Origin of the sequence: Staphylococcus sp. GDB9P120P (genome assembly GCF_017893435.1) — a bacterium.
Lineage (GTDB): Bacteria > Bacillota > Bacilli > Staphylococcales > Staphylococcaceae > Staphylococcus > Staphylococcus cohnii.
On record NZ_JAESNB010000008.1, the window covers coordinates 572,889 to 592,373 of the forward strand.

Consider the following 19,485-nt stretch of genomic DNA (forward strand, 5'->3'; position numbering starts at 1 on the left):
GAAATATTAAAAAAAGAAACCAGTGATATGACTTGAACTTTTCTACAATAGAATTAAAATAATTCTATTGTAAGCAGTTCTCATCATTTTACCAGTCTCTAATAATAAACATTATTTAGTATTATTTGATAACAATGCCTTATGTGAAGCATTTACTCTACCTTGTTTATCAATTTCTGTAACTTTAATTTTAAATGTGTCTCCTACTTTCAACACATCTTCTACTTTATCAATGCGCTCATTAGCAATTTGAGAAATGTGTACAAGTGCGTCTTTACCTGGGAATAATTCAACAAACGCACCATATTTTTCAATACGTTTAACTGTACCGTTGTATATTTCTCCAACTACTGCTTCTCTTGTAATTTCGTCAATGATACTACGCGCTTTTTCAATCGCATCTTTATCTACTGCACCAATAAATATCGTTCCATCTTGTTCGATATCTAATTTAACGCCCGTTTCATCAATGATTTCATTGATTTTTTTACCACCCGGACCAATTACATCTCTAATTTTTTCAGGTTTAATAGACATCGTAACAACCTTAGGTGCAAAGGCACTTAGTTCACCACGTGGTGTATCAATTGTTTGTAGCATATGATCTAATATGGCCAAACGACCTTCTCGAGCTTGGTCTAATGCTTCTTTAATAATTTCTTTAGTTAAACCATCAATTTTGATATCCATTTGTATAGCTGTAATACCTTCAGATGTACCAGCTACTTTAAAGTCCATATCACCAAGTGCATCTTCCATCCCCTGTATGTCAGTTAATATGGTATAACTATCGTCACGTGTAACTAATCCCATAGCGATACCAGCAACTGGGGCTTTGATTGGAACACCCGCATCCATCAACGCTAACGTTGAGCCACAAATAGAAGCTTGTGATGATGAACCGTTTGATTCTAATACTTCACTCACTATTCTCACAGTATATGGGAAATCTTTAACATCTGGAATGATGTGGCTAAGTGCGCGTTCTCCCAATGCACCATGTCCAATTTCGCGTCGACCAGGTGAACGAACTGGTCCAGTTTCACCAACTGAATAATTTGGGAAGTTATAGTGATGCATAAAACGTTTTTGTTCTTCTTCACCAAGACCATCTAGGATTTGATATTCACTCATCGAACCTAATGTTAACACTGAAAGTGCCTGTGTTTGTCCTCTTGTAAATAAACCTGAACCATGCGCTCTTGGTAAAATACCAACTTCAGATTCTAATGGGCGAATTTCATCTGTTTTACGACCATCTGGTCTGATTTTTTCTTCTGCTATGAGACGTCTTACTTCTTCTTTAACCAAGTCATCTAATATACTGTAAACTTCTTTGATTAAAACTTCATTCTCATCATCATTTTCATCAACAAATTCTGATGCAACCTTCTCTTTAAGTTCATCTAAATTAATATCTCGTTGTTGCTTATCAAATGTTAACACGGCATCTTTTAAACCATATGATGCAGTTAATGATTTTACCTTTTCAACGAGTGTTTCATCTTTTTCAACAGGAACAAATGCTTTTTTCTCTGGTTGAATATGATCGATAATTTCTTCTTGGAAGCTAACTAGACGCTGAATTTCTTGGTGTCCAAAGAAAATAGCTTCAAGCATTTCATTTTCTGTAATTTCACTTGCGCCTGCTTCTACCATATTTACAGCATCTTTATGACCAGCTACTTCTAAATCAAGTCTAGATACTTCTTTTTGTGCAACGGTAGGGTTAATCACATATTCTCCATCTATATAACCAACGTTCACGCCTGCTATTGGACCTTGAAAAGGTATATCAGAAACACTTAATGCCATTGACGAACCTATCATTGCTGCCATTTCAGGAGAGCAATCAGGATCAGCACTTAAGACTGTATTCATTATTTGTACGTCATATCTATAACCTTTAGGGAACAAAGGTCGAATGGGTCTATCAATTAATCGTGCAGTTAACGTAGCTTCATCACTCGGACGGCCTTCGCGTTTTTTAAAGCCACCAGGTATTTTACCTGCAGCATACATTTTTTCTTCGTAGTTAACCATTAATGGGAAAAAGTCACCATCACGTGGTTCTTTTGACGCTACTGCAGTAGATAAAACGACTGTATCACCATATCTAACAAGTACTGCGCCGTTAGCTTGTTTAGCTAATTGTCCGGTTTCAATCGTTAAAGATCTATTTGCCCATTCAGTTTTGAAAACTTTTTTTTCTTGAGACATTACGAATCTCCTCTCATTTATCTGTTAATCCTATCATATCATTTATTAATAATGATTTATATTAGTATATAGTTTAATGAATAATTATAAATGCTAAAATTATAAAAAAGGGAAAGACCCCAAAGGTTCTTTCCCGATAAATATACGTCTAAAGATTAACGACGGATACCTAATGATTTAATTAATTCACGGTAACGTTGAATATCTTTGCTACGTAAGTAGTTTAATAAGTGTCTACGACGACCTACCATTTTTAATAATCCACGACGTGAATGGTGATCTTTCGTATGTTCACGTAAGTGAGTGTTTAATGCAGTGATTTCTGCAGTTAACACAGCGATTTGTACTTCTGGAGAACCAGTGTCCGCTTCGTGTGTACGATATTCTTTAATTAATTCATTTTTACGTTCTTGTGAAATTGCCATAGTCAATTTCCTCCTTTTATTTTTATGCGCCTTTATCCGAGCAATCGTCGGAGTCTCGAACTGCCAAGATAAAGGTGCCTTGTATGTGTGTGTAACACATCAGACTTAAATATTATATGATATTTCGTCACCAAAATCAACAGAAAGTAAATATTTCGCTTTTTCTTTATCCTTATTCATTTGTTCAACTAAAGGATCTATACCATCAAATTTAACTTCTGGTCTTAAATAATGATGCCAATAAACGATAACACGTTCACCGTATATGTTTTCGTGGAAGTCAAACAGATTCACCTCTATGACAACTTGTGCTTTAGAAGGATCATGAAATGTTGGTTTGACACCAACGTTGGCAGCTCCACGATAAATCTTATCATTTGCACCTATTTTCATACTCACGGCATAAACACCATTTTTAGGCAGTACGTAATCTCCACTCGGCTCTACATTCGCTGTAGGAAAACCAATTGTTCTTCCACGTTTTTCCCCTTGTACAACCATGCCTTTTATACGATATCGATATCCAAGCTCATCGTTTGCCTTTTGTAAGTCACCTGTTTTCAGTGATTTTCTAATATCTGTTGTAGATATTTTCTCCGATTCAATTTCTTGTTTACTTACGATAGTCGTATTAAAATCCGACATTTCGTCTAAAATCATCATGTTACCTTTACCAAATTTGCCAAACGTAAAATCAAAACCTGCAATTACTTCTTTTACATGGTTATTAATGATGTATTCCTGTATAAATTCTTCTGCACTTACATTCGCAAATTTAGAAGAAAAATTAATGACAATGCAATAGTCAATCCCGTAAGATTCTAATATTTCTATTTTATCTTGAATCGGAGTTAAGTAATCCGTACGTTTAAGTTCAGGATTTAAAACAACAGAAGGATGTGGATCAAATGTCATCACAGCTTTCTTTAAATTCGATGCCTCTGCCTTTTTTTCTAAAGTATCAAATACCTCTGCATGACCTTTATGCATGCCATCAAAAAAACCAAAAGCCATTGCTACATCTTCTGATATATACTGATCTTCTTGAATCGGATGAGTTACTTCAATTACTTTCATGGCTATTTCTCCTTTAGTTAAATACCTTCTTCGGTTTTATTTCATAAGGCTTCTCAGGATGTGGTGTATAAATTGCTAATGCCTTATTATTTAGTGTATCAAACATCACAACCAACGTATCTATGGATTGGTCAAAATCATTCGTATCAAATTTTTGACCATTCAATATTTTAAATCTTTGACTTTCATTTGAAATGTTGATTTTTTTCAAACCTCTCAGACCATATTCTATCGGAAAAAGTTTTTCCTGTAATGTTTCGTGCTCATGTAGTGATTGTATATCTTCGATTGTAAGACTATTTTCAATATCAAAACCACCACTTTGTATTCTTGTTAACTTTGACATATGTGCTGGTAATTCAAGCGCTTTTCCTATATCTGTTGCCAACGTTCTAATATAAGTACCTTTACCACATTTTACTATGATATCAAACTGGCAACCTTGATTTTTAAATCGTAGTTCAGACGCTCGCTTAATGTCGAAAATCTCGACTTCTCTTGAAGGCCTTTCAACTGTTTCATTTTTTCTTGCATATTCATAAAGCTTTTTACCGTTAACCTTCACTGATGAATACATCGGTGGGATTTGCGTAATTACACCTTCAAAACGTGCTAAAGTGTTATCTATTTGTTCCTCATTAAGTGCGTCTTCATCAATAGCCTTTTTTTCTAAAATTTCACCTGTCTGATCTTCTGTAGTGGTACTAAAACCTAAATATACAGTTGCAAAATAGGTCTTTCCCATTTCCATAATATAATCGCTCACCTTAGTCGCTGGACCTATACATATGGGTAATACACCTGAAACTTCAGGATCTAATGTACCAGTATGCCCCACCTTTTTGGTTTTTAAAATTTTCCTTAATTTAAATACAACGTCATGGCTTGTTAAGCCACGTTCTTTGTACACAGGTAAAATACCATTATACATTTTAATGTCACCTTCAATCGTTCTTTTATTATCATTCCTTACTTATATTAACACGACTCAATAAAGAAATGGTTATAAAAAAGCTGAAACAAACATCTCAGTGAATGTTTGTTTCAGCTTTGAAAATTAATCATTTTTGTGTAAATCTTGTATCATTTTTTCAATTTTATTTCCGTAGTCAATAGACTCATCGTATTCAAATTTTAAATCTGGTACAATTCTTAAACGCATTCTTGAACCAATTTCAGATTTGATAAAACCTTTTGCTTTCTCTAAACCTTTAAACGTATCATCAATTTGTTTGTCATTACCAAGTACAGTTAAATAAATTGTTGCAATAGATAAATCATTCGTTAATTGAACTTCTGTTATTGTTAGGAAACCAATTCTAGGATCTTTTACTTTATTGTTAACAATGTCCATGATTTCTTGTTTCATTTGTTCGCCAACACGTTCAGCTCTCATATTCATATATTTCACCTCACAAATATCATTCATACATGTATATTTATCTTACTTAAAGATTATATGACAGTTCATTTCACAACGTCAAACAAACTTCATTCTTTTTTTAATAAAAAAAATTTAATTGCTAAATCAATAATAAATCAAAAAGGTAATTGTTATGAAACGATAAAACATTATTTCCATTACAGTTAGGCACAATTATATTTCTTAAGTGTTATAGCCTGAAACTTTATTACATTTTTATTTTTAAATGCTGCGGTAGTTTATAAAATTTACATTGAATTTTATAAATGATTACTATTTAGGAAACAACTAAGTTTTTAATTTATTTTATATTGTTTTACACATTATAGAAAATATCATGCTATAATTCAAACTAATAAAATATGAATTGTTCTATTGAAATTGTTAGGAGCGTGTATACTTGGATAAATCAGAAAGACTACTTTATATTTTCACTCGTCTATTTAATGGGAAAAAATTAAGCAAAGAAGAACTCGCACAACAATTAAATGTTAATGTAAGATCAATACAGCGAGACTTTAGTGATATAAACAATTTTTTATATGAAGACCATGAATGGGAAGGACTAAATGCAAGAATTGTTTATGAAAACAATATAGGCCGACATCGCATAAGAATAGATCGCTATAAATTTAAAAATAATCGGTTACTTAATCTGCTATTTAGAATGAAAAATTTCACGCCCAACATTCATATCGATACATATAATTTAATTAGAGGCCTAAACAGTAATTCGAATCTAGCTGAAAAATTTTTATCTAATACATTACTCAATCAATTTACAATCAATCACGAATTAACAGAATCAACACTTATTTATAAAATACAACTTGCCATACAAAATAAACAGATTATTTCGCTAAATGATGTTGATCATCAAACATATAAAGTTGTACCAGTATATACAAGACATTTCAAAAATAAATATTGGATTACTTATATATATCAGAACAAAATTTATACGCAAGATTTAAATTCAATACTTGATATTCATCAATTTGATGAAGCTTTTGACGAAAATATTTTTCTACAAGTCCCGACTGTCACTATGAAATTCCGTTCATCTATATGGGAACAAATTCAACGTCAATTTATAGTCCTGAATGCTCAAAATAACGAAGCATTCATTGAAGCTGAACTCATTATTTCAAAAAGCGAATGCCTACACTTAGCATATGAATATCCACAAGAAATCATTTTATTAAAGCCAGATCATTATGTGGAAGATTTCAAAAATAAAATCAAATCGTTATTTAAGCATTATCATATTTAACTGCATACTAAAAAGGCCGGGACATAAATCCCATTCTCAAAATAAGAGGGCAAATCCTTAACAATGGATTTGCCCTCTTTATATTTAAAATCTTCCGATTTTGATCGTGCATGCTTGCCTGGGGATATGGCTCGAGCCTGTAGTCTCTCGCTCATATCATTTCCCCGGGCGTCAGCACGTTACAAAATCAGTACAATTTGCATTTTTTATTCAAAAAAAGAAGGGCATTTCGTATAATTTAATAAACACTACTAAACCAAATTAACGAGTTGCCTTATGTATAAAGATTATAACATGACTCATATTATACGAATGTGATGATTGTTTAAAATGTCCACTTAAAAATTTATGTATGAAAAACAATTCAAAAACGAATAAGAAGATAATGAAGCATTTTAATTTGGGAGTATTTTAAATCTCAAATTAATCAGCAGCTTTCAGAACTAGGAACTAAAAAATCTAAAGTCAAAGAAAAATTGATGTAGAACCAGTTTTTGGATTCATGAAGGCTATTTTGGGTTTCACTCGAGTGTTAGTTCGAGGGGTAGACAAAGTCAAAAGAAAATTAGAGTTTGTCTTAATGGCATTGAATGTAAGGAAAATAGTAGCTCAACGAGCTACACTATTTGGTAAAAAAAGAAAACGACAATTTCTACATTATTTCAATAGAAATTATCGTTTTCTGTTTAGTCAGAGACATTTATGTCCCGAACCTTTTCAGTCATTTCAATTTTACTAACGTGGTAATGCTTCCTTATATTGGATAGCTTTAAGTTTTCTTATAAAATCCGAATTGCCTAACTCTCGCTCTTTTTTTTGTTGTTGATTCCACTTATAATAATCTATTTTATTTAATGACTCTTTCTTTTTTAAACGCTTAACATGCTCTTTATAACTCAATACATTACATGCTGTGATGTGTCTATTCTGTTTAGATGAAAGCACAAACAAATTGTCAACAAGGTATTGATGTAATTCACTATTAGTAAAATTTTTAAAAATTGAAATAAAGAGTTCTTCTTCACTTACAATATAAATCCGCCTCTTATCATCATTTATAATTTTTAATAATAGTTCAAAATTCATAACTTGGGATGGTAGATAATGATTAAATGTTAAAAAATCTTTTGGTATACCTGCTGTATGGCCAGTTTGATATGGAAAGAAATTCATAACCATCACTCTATTTGGATTAATATTAAATTGCTTTAATATAGACCCATTGCTATAGATATATTTCTTAAACCAACAATGATGATCTATATAAGGAAGAAATACTTTTTGTCCGTTTAAATTCAACTCACCTTGGATATCTTGCAATATTCTATTACGATAATGTACTACCATTTCTTCTGGTAATAAAGGGTCATTAATTATAAAATCATTCTCAGCCTTTTTTTTCAAAATCACTATATCTGCTATTTCAGGATTTCCAAAATATGGTCTTGCTATGGCTGGACTTAATACTGCATCATTTTGTACAATTCGTTGTCTGTGCTTATTAATTTTCACTTTCCCATTTGCAAAATCAATCAACTTTTTAAATCTTGGGATATTACTAAAATCTTCACCAAAATTTCTTTTGAAGTATGCTAAATCTTGTGGGTGTAGAAAAGCGGTTGTGTCATGTCTTTTTATTATTTCATTTAAAGTATCTAAGTCATAAATAGAGTTATATTGATCCAAGTATTCTTGCCAAAATTCATTTATTTCTTTTAAGTATTCACTCATCACTTATAACCTCCTATTTATGCTAAGTTTAATTAAGTACATAGACAGTTAGTGTCCAGATTAAGGTAACAAGCAATTTTACTTAAACTTTTTTAACTCGTTCACAACGCTTAATAAAAGGCTAAATTTTCAAATAACTATGCACTTAAAGCTAAACATTAAAATAAATTATAAAAATAAACAATTATTTTAAATGATCCAAAGTTACACATGCTCTTACCCAAAAGATAACATATTTAAAAGAAAAAAACCGTAAGCTAACACTATAAGTTAGCCTACGGTTTTATTTTTCTTATTTATTTAAAATAACTATCTTTATCTTTTAATTTCAACCATTTCGAAAGCTTCTATAATGTCGCCTTCTTTTAAATCGTTATATTTTTCAATTGTGATACCACATTCATAGCCTTGGGCTACTTCTTTAGCATCGTCTTTATAACGTTTTAACGTGTCCAGTTCACCTTCAAATTGAACAATACCATCTCTGATAACACGGACACCCGCATTTCTCGTAATCTTACCATCTGTAACATAACTACCAGCAATTGTACCTACTTTTGAAACTTTAAATGTTTGACGTACTTCTGCTTGGCCAATCACTTGTTCTTCGTATTCTGGATCTAGCAAGCCTTTCATTGCAGCTTCTATTTCTTCAATAACGCTATAAATGACGCGGTGTAATCTCATGTCTACACCTTCTGTTTCAGCTGCACGTTTGGCACCTGTATCAGGTCTTACATTGAAACCAATGATAATACCATTTGATGCATTCGCTAAGGTCACATCGGATTCGTTTATCGCACCTACTGCAGTGTGAATAATACGAACATTAACACCTTCTACTTCAATTTTCATTAATGAAGCTGCAAGTGCTTCTACAGAGCCTTGGACATCACCTTTAATGATGACATTTAAATCTTTCATTTCACCTTGTTTCATTTGTTCAAATAAATTATCTAGTGAAACGCTCTTACTTTCTTGACGTTGTTGTAAAACATTGGCTTCATGACGTGCTTCTCCAATACGTCTTGCTTGTTTCTCATCTTTAAACACAACAAAACGGTCCCCAGCTTGTGGTACATCATGAATACCTGTAATTTCAACAGGAGTAGATGGCTTTGCAGATTTAATTCTTTGACCTAAATCGTTAACCATCGCACGAATTCTACCATACGTATTACCAACAACCAATGCATCTCCGACATGTAGCGTACCATTTTGTACTAGAAGTGATGCAGATGGACCACGTGATTTATCTAATTCTGCTTCTATCACTGTACCCACTGCTTTTTTATCAGGATTAGCTTTTAGTTCTTGTATTTCAGATGTAAGTACAATCATTTCTATTAAATCTTCAATACCATCACCGCTTAAAGCAGAAAGTGGTACGAAAATTGTATCGCCACCCCAGGCTTCAGGAATCAAACCATATTCAGTCAATTCTTGCATTACTCGGTCTGGGTTAGCAGTTGGTTTATCAACTTTATTAACAGCTACAATTGTTGGTACATTTGCCTCTTTGGCATGATTAATAGCTTCTATCGTTTGAGGCATTACACCATCATCTGCTGCTACTACCAAAATTGTAATATCAGTTACTTGTGCACCACGTGCACGCATCGTTGTGAATGCAGCATGTCCTGGTGTATCAAGGAAAGTAATTTTTTTGCCATCATTTTCAATTTGATAAGCACCAATATGTTGTGTGATACCACCAGCTTCACCTGCTGTTACTTGTGTGTGACGGATAGAATCCAATAATGTTGTTTTACCATGGTCAACATGTCCCATAATAGTAACGACTGCTGGTCTTTCTACTGCATCTTCATCTTCAGATTCATCATCAAAATAAATTGATAAATCTTCTTCATCAATAACAACTTCTTTTTCCACTTCCACACCATAATCATCAGCAATCAATTCTAATGTTTCATCATCTAATGCTTGATTAATGTTAGCCATTATTCCTAATAAGAATAACTTTTTAATAATTTCTGAAGAATCAACATTAATTTTCTCAGCAAGTTCTCCCACTGTTATACCTTCTTGATAAGTGATGTTTGAAGGTATTTCTTTTGGTTCTTCCTGTTTAGTTTGTTTGTTTTTATTGTTATTTTTATTGTTCTTGTTGTTCTTCTTATTTTTGTTATTATTTTTATTATTTTGCTTGTGATTTTGATTACTATTATCTTTTTTATTAGCATTAGACTTGCTATTTGATGATTTCTGTTGATTTTGACCTTGTTGTTTTTGTTCTGATTGATTGGATTTCTCTGGTTTATAAACTTTATCTAATGCTTTTATTTGGTCGTCTTCTAACGTTTGCATATGGCTCGTTACCTCAACGTCCATCTTCTTTAATTCGTCTATAATATCTTTACTTTTTAATTTTAAATCTTTGGCGTATTCGTAAATTCTTATTTTACTCATATAGTCACTCCTTACGATATTCATCTATCATTGACACTAACTTTTTAGCAAAGCCTTGATCAGTGATTCCAATGTTAACTCGTTCTGCTTTACCTAAAGCTTGTCCTAATTCAGCTCTCGTTCCAAATATACGAAATGATATATGGTAACTTTCACACTTGTTCTGAAACATTGTCATTGTATTTTCAGAAGCATCAGTTGCAATAATTACGAGCTTCAATCTATTTTTCTTAATGTCATTTAAAATGACTGATTCACCTGTTTTAACTTTTCCAGCACGCATTGCTAACCCTAAAAAATTCACGATTTTCTCTATAGTCATTTAGGTATCTCTTCACGATAAATAAGACGTATAATTTCCTTATATACAGGATTTAGAGTTTCTGCATCAACCTTAAAGTATTTTTCTAATACACCTTTTTTTTGTGCATCTTCTACTAATTTAACATCTTTTGATACATATGCACCACGACCTTGTTGTTTTCCAGTTGCATCAGCAAAAATTTCGCCTTCTTTATTAATAACAACTCGAATCATATCTTTTTTAGGGTGCATGTCGTTTGAAAGTATACATTTACGCATTGGAATTTTTTTCTTTTTCATAAAGCTCACTCCAATTTATTTTTCAGCGTCTTCTTCATCCAAGCTATCTGTTTCATCATCTTTTTTGAAGTCATTAATTTCTGTATTAACGTCTTCTAAATCAATGTCTGTGTTTTGTTCAATATTTTCAACATCCTCAGTTTCAATCGCTTCATCTGTAGGATAAACGCCTTCAGCTCTAGCATCACTTTCTGATTTTATATCAATTTTCCAACCAGTTAATTTGGCAGCTAAACGTGCGTTTTGTCCACGCTTACCGATTGCTAAAGATAATTGATAGTCAGGCACAACAACAACCGTTGATTGGTTTTCTTCATCAACAATAACTTGTAGTACTTGAGAAGGGCTTAAAGCATTTTTAACAAATACCTTCGGATCTTCATTCCATTGAACAATGTCAATTTTTTCGCCACCTAATTCTTCTACAACCGCTTCAACACGGGAACCTTTAGCACCTACACATGCACCTACTGCATCAATATCTGGATTATCTGAATGAACGCTGATTTTAGAGCGATCTCCAGCTTCACGAGCAACTGATTTTACAATTACTGTACCGTCAAAAATTTCTGGTACTTCTTGTTCAAACAAGCGTTTTAATAATCCTGGATGGCTACGTGAAACGTAAATTTGAGGCCCTTTTGTAGTTTGCTCTACTTTATTGACATATACTCTAATTCTCTCATTAGGAATGTAGCTATCATTAGGGCTTCTTTCAGCTTCAGATAAAACAGCTTCTGTGCGTCCTAAATTAACGTATACATAACGATGATCGACTCTATCAATGAGACCATTAACAATATCATCTTCTTTATCGATAAACTCATCATATAATATTTCACGCTCAGCATCGCGTAAACGTTGCATTACAGCTTGTTTCGCAGCTTGTGCACCTACACGTCCAAAATCACTTGGCGTTACATCTTCTTCGTAGATATCACCAACTTCATATGCTGGATTTTTAACTAGTGCTGTACTTAAGTCGATTTCTTCTCTATTATCCATTACTTCTTCTACGACTTGTTTACGAGCAATCACATGAAATGTACCTTCATCCATGTTTAACTCAACGCGTACACTTCTTGCACTGTCATAGTTCTTTTTATATGCAGTAATCAGCGCTGCTTCAATTGCATCAATTAAAACTTCTCTTGGAATCTTTTTTTCTTTTTCTAAATATTCAGTTGCTAATAATAATTCATTACTTGACACGATTTATCATCCTCCTCATCACATTAAAGCATTACAGCATGACGTGCTTTAGCGATTTTATTTCTTGGAATTTCAACTTGTTTCTTCTTTGATTTTTCTTTTACTTCCATAATAATCGTTTCACTTGTTACTTCTTTTAAGATACCTAACCATTCTTTTCCACCTTCAATAGGAGCATATAAAGAAACGTATATCGGTTTTGAAACAGCATTTTGGAAATCTTTTTCTTTTTTTATAGGTCTTTCAGCACCTGGAGAAGCTACATCTAAATAATACATTTCTTGAATAGGATCTTCTTCATCCATAACTTCACTAATCTTTTCAGAAGCTAGGGCGCAATCGTTTAAATCGACGCCACCTTCTTTATCAATGGATACTCTTAAGAAGTAATCTTTTCCTTCTTTTGTGTATTCGACTTCAACTAATTCGAAATTTAAGTCGTCAAGGACGGGTTGAATAATTGATTCAACTTGCTCAGTTACTTTACTCATACTGACCTCCTTTTTTGGCAAATAGAAAAGAGCGGGTATAACGCCCACTCTTCCTGCCTGAGTCTAATTTTTTAAGCAATATTATTATACCATATGTTTATTTCCTATACAAACAACTATATCTTTTCATATAGTATGACAATAACTAATATCAAATTTTTATAAATTTAGCATTTTGATATTCAATTTCAATCACTATATTGCACGATTACATATCAAATATTGATAATTGTGCTTTATCTGGCAAGTTAGGTAATGAACCAAGTTCGTCTAAATACTCAATGACTTTTTGTGACAAGCCAGCTTTTTTATTTAAATCTTCTTTAGATAAAAACGGTCCCTCTTCACGTGCTTCAACTATGCGTTGCGCAACGTTTTCTCCTAATCCAGGAACAGCAATAAACGGTGGAATTAAACTATCATCTTCAATGATAAAATCAAATGCTTTGCTTTTCTCTAAACTTATCGGTTGCATACGATAACCACGTTGCGCCATTTCATTCATGATTTCTAATACAGTTAATGTATCTTTTTCTTTTTTGGCTAAATCCATGTAGCGCGAATACATATCGTTTACTGTATTTCGAATACCTTCTTTATCTTTAATCATTGAGATTAAATCAAAATCAGATGCACGCACCGTAAAGTAGCTTGCATAGTAGTAAAGTGGGTAATGGACTTTGAAATATGCAATACGTACCGCCATCAACACATATGCTGCAGCATGCGCTTTAGGGAACATGTATTTAATTTTTCTACATGAATCTAAATACCAATCAGGCACTTCATTGTCTACCATTGCTTCAACCATATCATCCGTAAGCCCTTTACCTTTACGCACAAATTCCATTGTCTTGAAGGCTAGTGAAGGTTCTAAACCGTTATACATTAGATAAACCATAATATCATCACGACAACAAATGACACTTGATAAATCGCAAGTTCCTGAGCGTATTAAATCTTGTGCGTTACCTAGCCAAACATCCGTACCATGTGATAATCCAGATATTCTAACTAATTCTGAAAATGTAGTTGGTTTGGTATCTTCTAACATTTGACGAACAAATCCTGTACCAAATTCAGGCACACCAAATGTACCAGTTTTACATAAAATTTGCTCTGATGTTACACCTAATGGTTCTGGTGAACTAAAAATCCCCATGGTTTCCTTATCATCAACAGGTATCGTTTTAGGATCAATACCTGATAAATCCTGTAACATACGGATCATGGTCGGGTCATCGTGTCCTAATATATCCAGTTTCAATACGTTATCATGTATTGAGTGGAAATCAAAATGTGTTGTCATCCAAGCTGATGATTGATCATCTGCCGGAAATTGAACAGGTGTAAAATCGTAGATATCCATATAATCTGGGACAACGATGATGCCACCTGGATGTTGTCCTGTTGTACGTTTAACACCCGTGCAACCTTTCACGAGTCTGTCAACTTCAGCTCCTCTTTTGTGAATGCCTTGATCGTTTAAAAATCCTTTCACAAAACCGAAAGCTGTTTTTTCTGCCACCGTACCAATAGTACCGGCACGAAAGACTTTGTCTTCACCAAACAATTCTTTTGTGTAATTATGAGCTTGAGGTTGATACTCACCACTAAAGTTCAAGTCGATATCAGGCACTTTATCACCTTTGAAGCCTAAGAAAGTTTCAAAAGGAATATCTTGCCCTTCTTTAATCAATTCACAACCACATGTGCCACATTTTTTATCTGGTAAATCAAAACCAGAGCCAATGGATCCATCGTTAAAGAACTCACTTTCTTTACATTGTGGACAAATATAATGCGGTGGTAATGGATTAACTTCTGTAATTTCAGTCATTGTCGCTACAAAACTCGAACCTACAGAGCCACGTGAACCTACTAGGTAACCGTCATCCAGCGATTTTTTAACAAGTCTTTGCGAAATTAAATATATAACAGAGAATCCATTCCCAATGATACTTTCAAGTTCTTTCTCTAATCGGTCGATGACAATTTGTGGTAAATCTTCGCCATATAATGCTCTGGCATTGGCATAGCTCATATCTCGTATTTCATCATTAGCACCTTCCATACGCGGCGTATACAATTCATCTTTTATCGGAACTACACGTTCGATACGGTCTGCTAATTCATTCGTGTTTTTAACAACTAGTTCATGAGCTTTTGCTTCACCTAAGAAATGTAATTCGTCTAACATTTCATCTGTTGTTCTAAAGTGTGCCTCAGGTAAAGTACTACGATTTAACGGGTTACCTGGCTGTGATGCAATTAAAATTTTACGTGCAATACCATCATGTTCGTTTAGATAATGCGCGTTCCCTGTAGCAATGACAGGAATATCATTTACATCTCCAGCTTGAATAAGGCGTTGATAAATTTCATGCAATGTTTCATTATCTCTCACCAGTTCTCTATCTATTAAATCTTGATATAATGCAGGTGGCTGAACTTCAATGAAATCATAGTATTTTGCTATTCTTTCCACTTGAGATTGATCTTTTTGCATTACTGCAGTAAATACTTCACCTTCATCACATGCAGAACCAACAAGAATACCTTCACGATATTCATCTAATAATGATCGTGGAATTCTAGGTGTTCTATAATAATATTTAACTAAAGACGCACTTACTATTTTAAATAAATTTTTCAAGCCTTGTTGATTTTGCACAATAAGTGTTACGTGGTTTGGACGTGCACGTTTATACGCATCTTCATTAGATAACGATTTATTAATATCTTGATGATTATAAACTTCCGCTTCTTCTAATTGTTTTAACATTTTTATAAAAATATAAGCTGTTGCTTCAGTATCATAAATCGCTCTGTGATGCTGTGTTAAATCTACACCATATTTTTTAGCTAAGAAATTCAGACCATGCTTACCATATTCTGTGTTGATAGTTCTGGAAAGTTCAAGTGTATCTATCACACCATTCGTTGATGCACCTAGACCAGTTTTTTCATAACCGGTATCTATGAATCCCATATCAAATGATGCATTATGTGCTACAAATATCGCATCGCCGACCCACTCTTTAAACTCTGTTAATACTGTTTCAATTTCAGGCGCATTGACGAGCATATCGTCAGTGATATGCGTTAAATTCTTGATTGTTTCAGATAAACGTTCATGTGGATTACTAAAACGTTCAAACTTATCAATGATTTCTCCTTCTTTTACTTTTACAGCTGCGAGTTCAATAATTTTATCATACTGATTAGATAAACCTGTTGTTTCAACGTCAAAAACAACGTATGTTGCAGTTTTTAAATCAATATCTTGTGGCTTGTAAGCTATAGGCACACCATCATCAACCAACATGCCTTCCATACCATATATCATTTTAATATTATTTTTTTCAGCTGCAGCATGCGCATCTGGAAATGCTTGAACCACATTATGATCAGTAATTGCAATCGCTTTATGACCCCATTTGGCTGCTTGGTCCACATATGCACTTATATTCGGAATGCCGTCCATCTGACTCATGGATGAATGCAAATGAAATTCTACGCGTTTCTCATCTGCTTTGTCTTGTTTAACTGCTTTTTTTATTTCTTCTATATCAGACATCATCATTACTAAGTCACGTACGAATGTGTCTTCTTCTATTCGACCTTGTGCTCGTACCCATTTACCAACACTAAGGGCTTTAAAATGAGCTAAATCATCTTTATTTTTTCTAGTGAACATTTTCAACACTAATGAATCGGTGTAATCTGTAACTTTTAATTCAACAATATGACGTCCGCTTTTCAATTCTTTTAAATTAATATCAAAGATAACACCTTCCACCGCAACTTTAAATTCTTCTTCGATAATTGATTCAATAGGTTTTACATTTTCTATTTGAATCGGTTTACCAATTTGACATTTAGCTACAGCACTTTCGTTATTATCTTGTTGTTTGGCTTTTTCAGCGCGCATCTTTTCTAACTTTTCAGTGGCTTCACGTGCACTTTTTTCATCTTCTTGTTGAATATGTGCCTCTAATGATGCTAAATCGTCTCCATTTGAAGTATGATCAGTTTCAAAAATGATACTACTGATTGCAAATCCACATTGTTGAAATGCTTTAATCAAACTCCCATTGCAAGCTTTATCAAAATGATCTCGTTCTATATCATTCTGACACATGACTTTGAGAACATCCCCTGACATAATTAAGCGTTTTTGCTTAAGCTGACCTTTTACTTTTGGCGATAATTGCGTTTGATCAATACAATAACTAAAGTATTTCAAGGCATATTCGTCTTGATTCACTTTATTCGTAACTGTAAAATTGCAATCAACTTTGGCAATTGTTTTAAATTCTTCAGTGATTGCATTCATAAATAACAGATAATCTTCTATAGGTAAAAAATATGGAAATGTTATCTGAAATACCCAAATACGATCAGTTGTTTTAACATCTACACGCGTTAATTCACTTTGTGCTAAAATTTCTGGATCCAAATGATCTGCAATTTTAATTTGATCTGCTAAGACCTTAAATTTTTCTTGATTTGTCATTGACATGACGATAACCACCTTACTATTAATTACACTACGTTACTATTTCAAATCATTTCTTTAACTGTCGCGTATGTATTTTTTACATTATCTATCTTATAACGGAAAAGCATTAATTTCTAATACTTAAACTCTACTATTTTTACAATATGGTTACTAATAATAAATAGGAGCGGAAATGAAATCAAATCTGACTCATTCGATTTCGCTTTCCCGCTCCCCTAAATAAGGCGACTATTTACCAAATTACAGGTTAATCTTAAAAATTCAACTATGCCCATATACAAATATATTCATTGATAAAAACTATATTTGCTTTTAATTGTTTAACATACATATCATTCGTCATAGCAATTACTTTCTAAAAGTAAATTGCTGAATTATATACTTAGGTATAAATCATTAATATAACGATTTAAGTTATCAATTTGAACATCTTCACTTTCACCTGTATCACGTCGTTTAACTTCTACGATACCTTCTGCAGCATTTTTGCCAACTACTACTCTAATTGGTAACCCAATTAAATCAGCATCATTAAATTTAACACCTGCACGTTCTTTACGGTCATCATATAGTACATCGTATGTTTCTTTTAATTGTGTATAAAGTTGATCGGCCAATTCACGTTGTTCTTCTTTTTTAGGGTTGATTGTAATTAAATGTAAATCAAATGGCGTCACTGATTTAGGCCATATAATACCATTTTCATCATTATTTTGCTCAACAATCGCACTTAAAGTTCTAGAAATACCTATACCATAACATCCCATTAATAAAGGTTTGGCTTTGCCTTGATTATCTAAGAATGTTGCATTCATTGCTTCAGAATATTTTGTACCAAGTTTAAATACTTGCCCGACTTCAATTCCTTCAGCAAATTTAGCGACACCTGACCCATCAGCTAAGGCTTCACCTTCTAAAATAAATCTAAAATCGCCATACGCTTCTATTTCAAAGTCACGCCCTACATTTGCATTCAATAAATGGTAACCATCTTCGTTAGCGCCTACAACAATATTATTTAAATCTTTTATAAAGTTATCAGCATATACTTTGATATTTTTATCAAAAATTGGCCCAAGTGAACCAGGAGATGCACCTAATAAATTTTTAATTTCATCTTCTGTTGCTAATTCGATGTGATCAGTACCAAAGAATGCTTTTAATTTCACATCATTAATTTCATGGTGACCACGTACAAGTACCATAATAAATTCACCATCGACATTAAACACCATAGATTTTGTAATTTCATCCAATGGTTTTTCTAAAAATGTTGCTAATGCTTGTGCTGTGTGTACTTGAGGTGTTTCTATTTTTGTTAATGGTGCTACATCATCATGTTTTTCATTAGGATGATATACAACCTCAGCTTTTTCAATATTGGCAGCATAATCACTATTTTCACTATAAACAATTGTATCTTCACCAATTTCACTTAAAGCCATAAATTCATGTGTATGACTTCCACCAATAGCACCTGAATCTGCAACTACTGGTCGTGCATTAATTCCGACACGTTTAAATATGCGATCATAAGCGTGATACATATCTTGGTATGTTTCATCTAAAGAAGTTTCATCTGCATGAAACGAATATGCGTCTTTCATAATAAATTCACGACCACGTAACAGTCCAAAACGAGGACGTTTTTCATCTCTAAATTTAGATTGTATTTGGAATAAAGTAAGTGGTAATTGTTTATATGATTTAAGCTCATCTCTTATCACAGACGTTATAAGCTCTTCATGTGTTGGCCCAAGTGCAAACTCACGACCATGTCTATCTTTTAAACGCATCAGTTCTGGACCATATGCATTCCAACGACCTGATTCTTCCCATAGTTCTGCTTTTTGTAACGCAGGCATTAAAATTTCCACAGCATCAATACGTTCCATTTCTTGTCTTACAATTGTTTCAATGTTATTCAAAACTTTTGCAGCTAACGGTAAATAGCTATATATGCCGCTCGTACTTTGTTTAATTAATCCTGCTTTTAGCAAAAGTCTATGACTTAAAGCTTCAGCTGCAGCCGGTACTTCTTTCATCGTTGGTATAAATACTTTAGATTGTTTCAT

General features: G+C 33.1%; 14 protein-coding genes and 1 pseudogene. 2 read left to right on the forward strand and 13 right to left on the reverse strand.

Annotation, left to right across the window (positions count from 1 at the left end):
* Positions 1 to 111 precede the first annotated feature (111 nt).
* The 5 genes from pnp to rbfA form a co-directional block, all read right to left on the reverse strand.
* Complete coding sequence (gene pnp, locus KA856_RS07955) at positions 112 to 2,220, reverse strand: polyribonucleotide nucleotidyltransferase (RefSeq protein ID WP_107384819.1); 2,109 nt, start codon at positions 2,218 to 2,220, stop codon at positions 112 to 114.
* 155 nt (positions 2,221 to 2,375) lie between these two features.
* A complete protein-coding gene (rpsO, locus tag KA856_RS07960; RefSeq protein WP_019468698.1) occupies positions 2,376 to 2,645 on the reverse strand; it encodes a 30S ribosomal protein S15 in 270 nt (89 codons plus the stop codon).
* A gap of 105 nt (positions 2,646 to 2,750) precedes the next feature.
* Complete coding sequence (locus tag KA856_RS07965) at positions 2,751 to 3,722, reverse strand: bifunctional riboflavin kinase/FAD synthetase (protein ID WP_107384820.1); 972 nt, start codon at positions 3,720 to 3,722, stop codon at positions 2,751 to 2,753.
* A 13-nt stretch (positions 3,723 to 3,735) separates the two neighbouring features.
* Entirely contained in the window at positions 3,736 to 4,653 is a 918-nt protein-coding gene (gene truB, locus KA856_RS07970; RefSeq protein ID WP_107384821.1) for a tRNA pseudouridine(55) synthase TruB, read from the reverse strand.
* Positions 4,654 to 4,779: 126 nt separating this feature from the next.
* Positions 4,780 to 5,124, reverse strand: a complete 345-nt coding sequence (rbfA, locus tag KA856_RS07975) for a 30S ribosome-binding factor RbfA (RefSeq protein WP_019468695.1) — start codon at positions 5,122 to 5,124, stop codon at positions 4,780 to 4,782.
* Positions 5,125 to 5,545: 421 nt separating this feature from the next.
* On the opposite strand from rbfA, the gene KA856_RS07980 reads away from it, so the two are divergent.
* Both KA856_RS07980 and KA856_RS07985 read left to right on the forward strand, forming a co-directional pair.
* Positions 5,546 to 6,418, forward strand: a complete 873-nt coding sequence (locus tag KA856_RS07980; protein ID WP_107521388.1) for an HTH domain-containing protein — start codon at positions 5,546 to 5,548, stop codon at positions 6,416 to 6,418.
* A 304-nt stretch (positions 6,419 to 6,722) separates the two neighbouring features.
* Positions 6,723 to 7,165: pseudogene (locus KA856_RS07985) on the forward strand (transposase); the annotation flags it as partial.
* On the opposite strand, the gene KA856_RS07990 reads toward KA856_RS07985, so the two are convergent.
* The 8 genes from KA856_RS07990 to KA856_RS08025 form a co-directional block, all read right to left on the reverse strand.
* Entirely contained in the window at positions 7,154 to 8,149 is a 996-nt protein-coding gene (locus tag KA856_RS07990; RefSeq protein WP_226953468.1) for a hypothetical protein, read from the reverse strand. The pseudogene KA856_RS07985 and the gene KA856_RS07990 overlap by 12 nt on opposite strands.
* A 315-nt stretch (positions 8,150 to 8,464) precedes the next feature.
* Positions 8,465 to 10,579, reverse strand: coding sequence for a translation initiation factor IF-2 (gene infB / locus KA856_RS07995; protein WP_107386097.1), 2,115 nt, complete (start codon positions 10,577 to 10,579; stop codon positions 8,465 to 8,467).
* 4 nt (positions 10,580 to 10,583) lie between these two features.
* Positions 10,584 to 10,901, reverse strand: coding sequence for a L7Ae/L30e/S12e/Gadd45 family ribosomal protein (locus KA856_RS08000; protein WP_019468439.1), 318 nt, complete (start codon positions 10,899 to 10,901; stop codon positions 10,584 to 10,586).
* Positions 10,898 to 11,182, reverse strand: coding sequence for an RNase P modulator RnpM (gene rnpM, locus KA856_RS08005; protein WP_019468440.1), 285 nt, complete (start codon positions 11,180 to 11,182; stop codon positions 10,898 to 10,900). Before rnpM ends, KA856_RS08000 begins: the two co-directional genes overlap by 4 nt.
* A gap of 15 nt (positions 11,183 to 11,197) precedes the next feature.
* Positions 11,198 to 12,394, reverse strand: coding sequence for a transcription termination factor NusA (gene nusA, locus KA856_RS08010; RefSeq protein WP_107384967.1), 1,197 nt, complete (start codon positions 12,392 to 12,394; stop codon positions 11,198 to 11,200).
* 23 nt (positions 12,395 to 12,417) lie between these two features.
* On the reverse strand, positions 12,418 to 12,885 hold the full coding sequence (gene rimP, locus KA856_RS08015; protein ID WP_019468442.1) for a ribosome maturation factor RimP: 468 nt from the start codon (positions 12,883 to 12,885) through the stop codon (positions 12,418 to 12,420).
* Between the two features lie 208 nt (positions 12,886 to 13,093).
* Positions 13,094 to 17,410, reverse strand: coding sequence for a PolC-type DNA polymerase III (locus KA856_RS08020; protein ID WP_107386098.1), 4,317 nt, complete (start codon positions 17,408 to 17,410; stop codon positions 13,094 to 13,096).
* A gap of 374 nt (positions 17,411 to 17,784) precedes the next feature.
* Positions 17,785 to 19,485 (reverse strand): proline--tRNA ligase, encoded by a 1,701-nt coding sequence (locus KA856_RS08025; RefSeq protein WP_107386099.1) that lies wholly within the window; start codon positions 19,483 to 19,485, stop codon positions 17,785 to 17,787.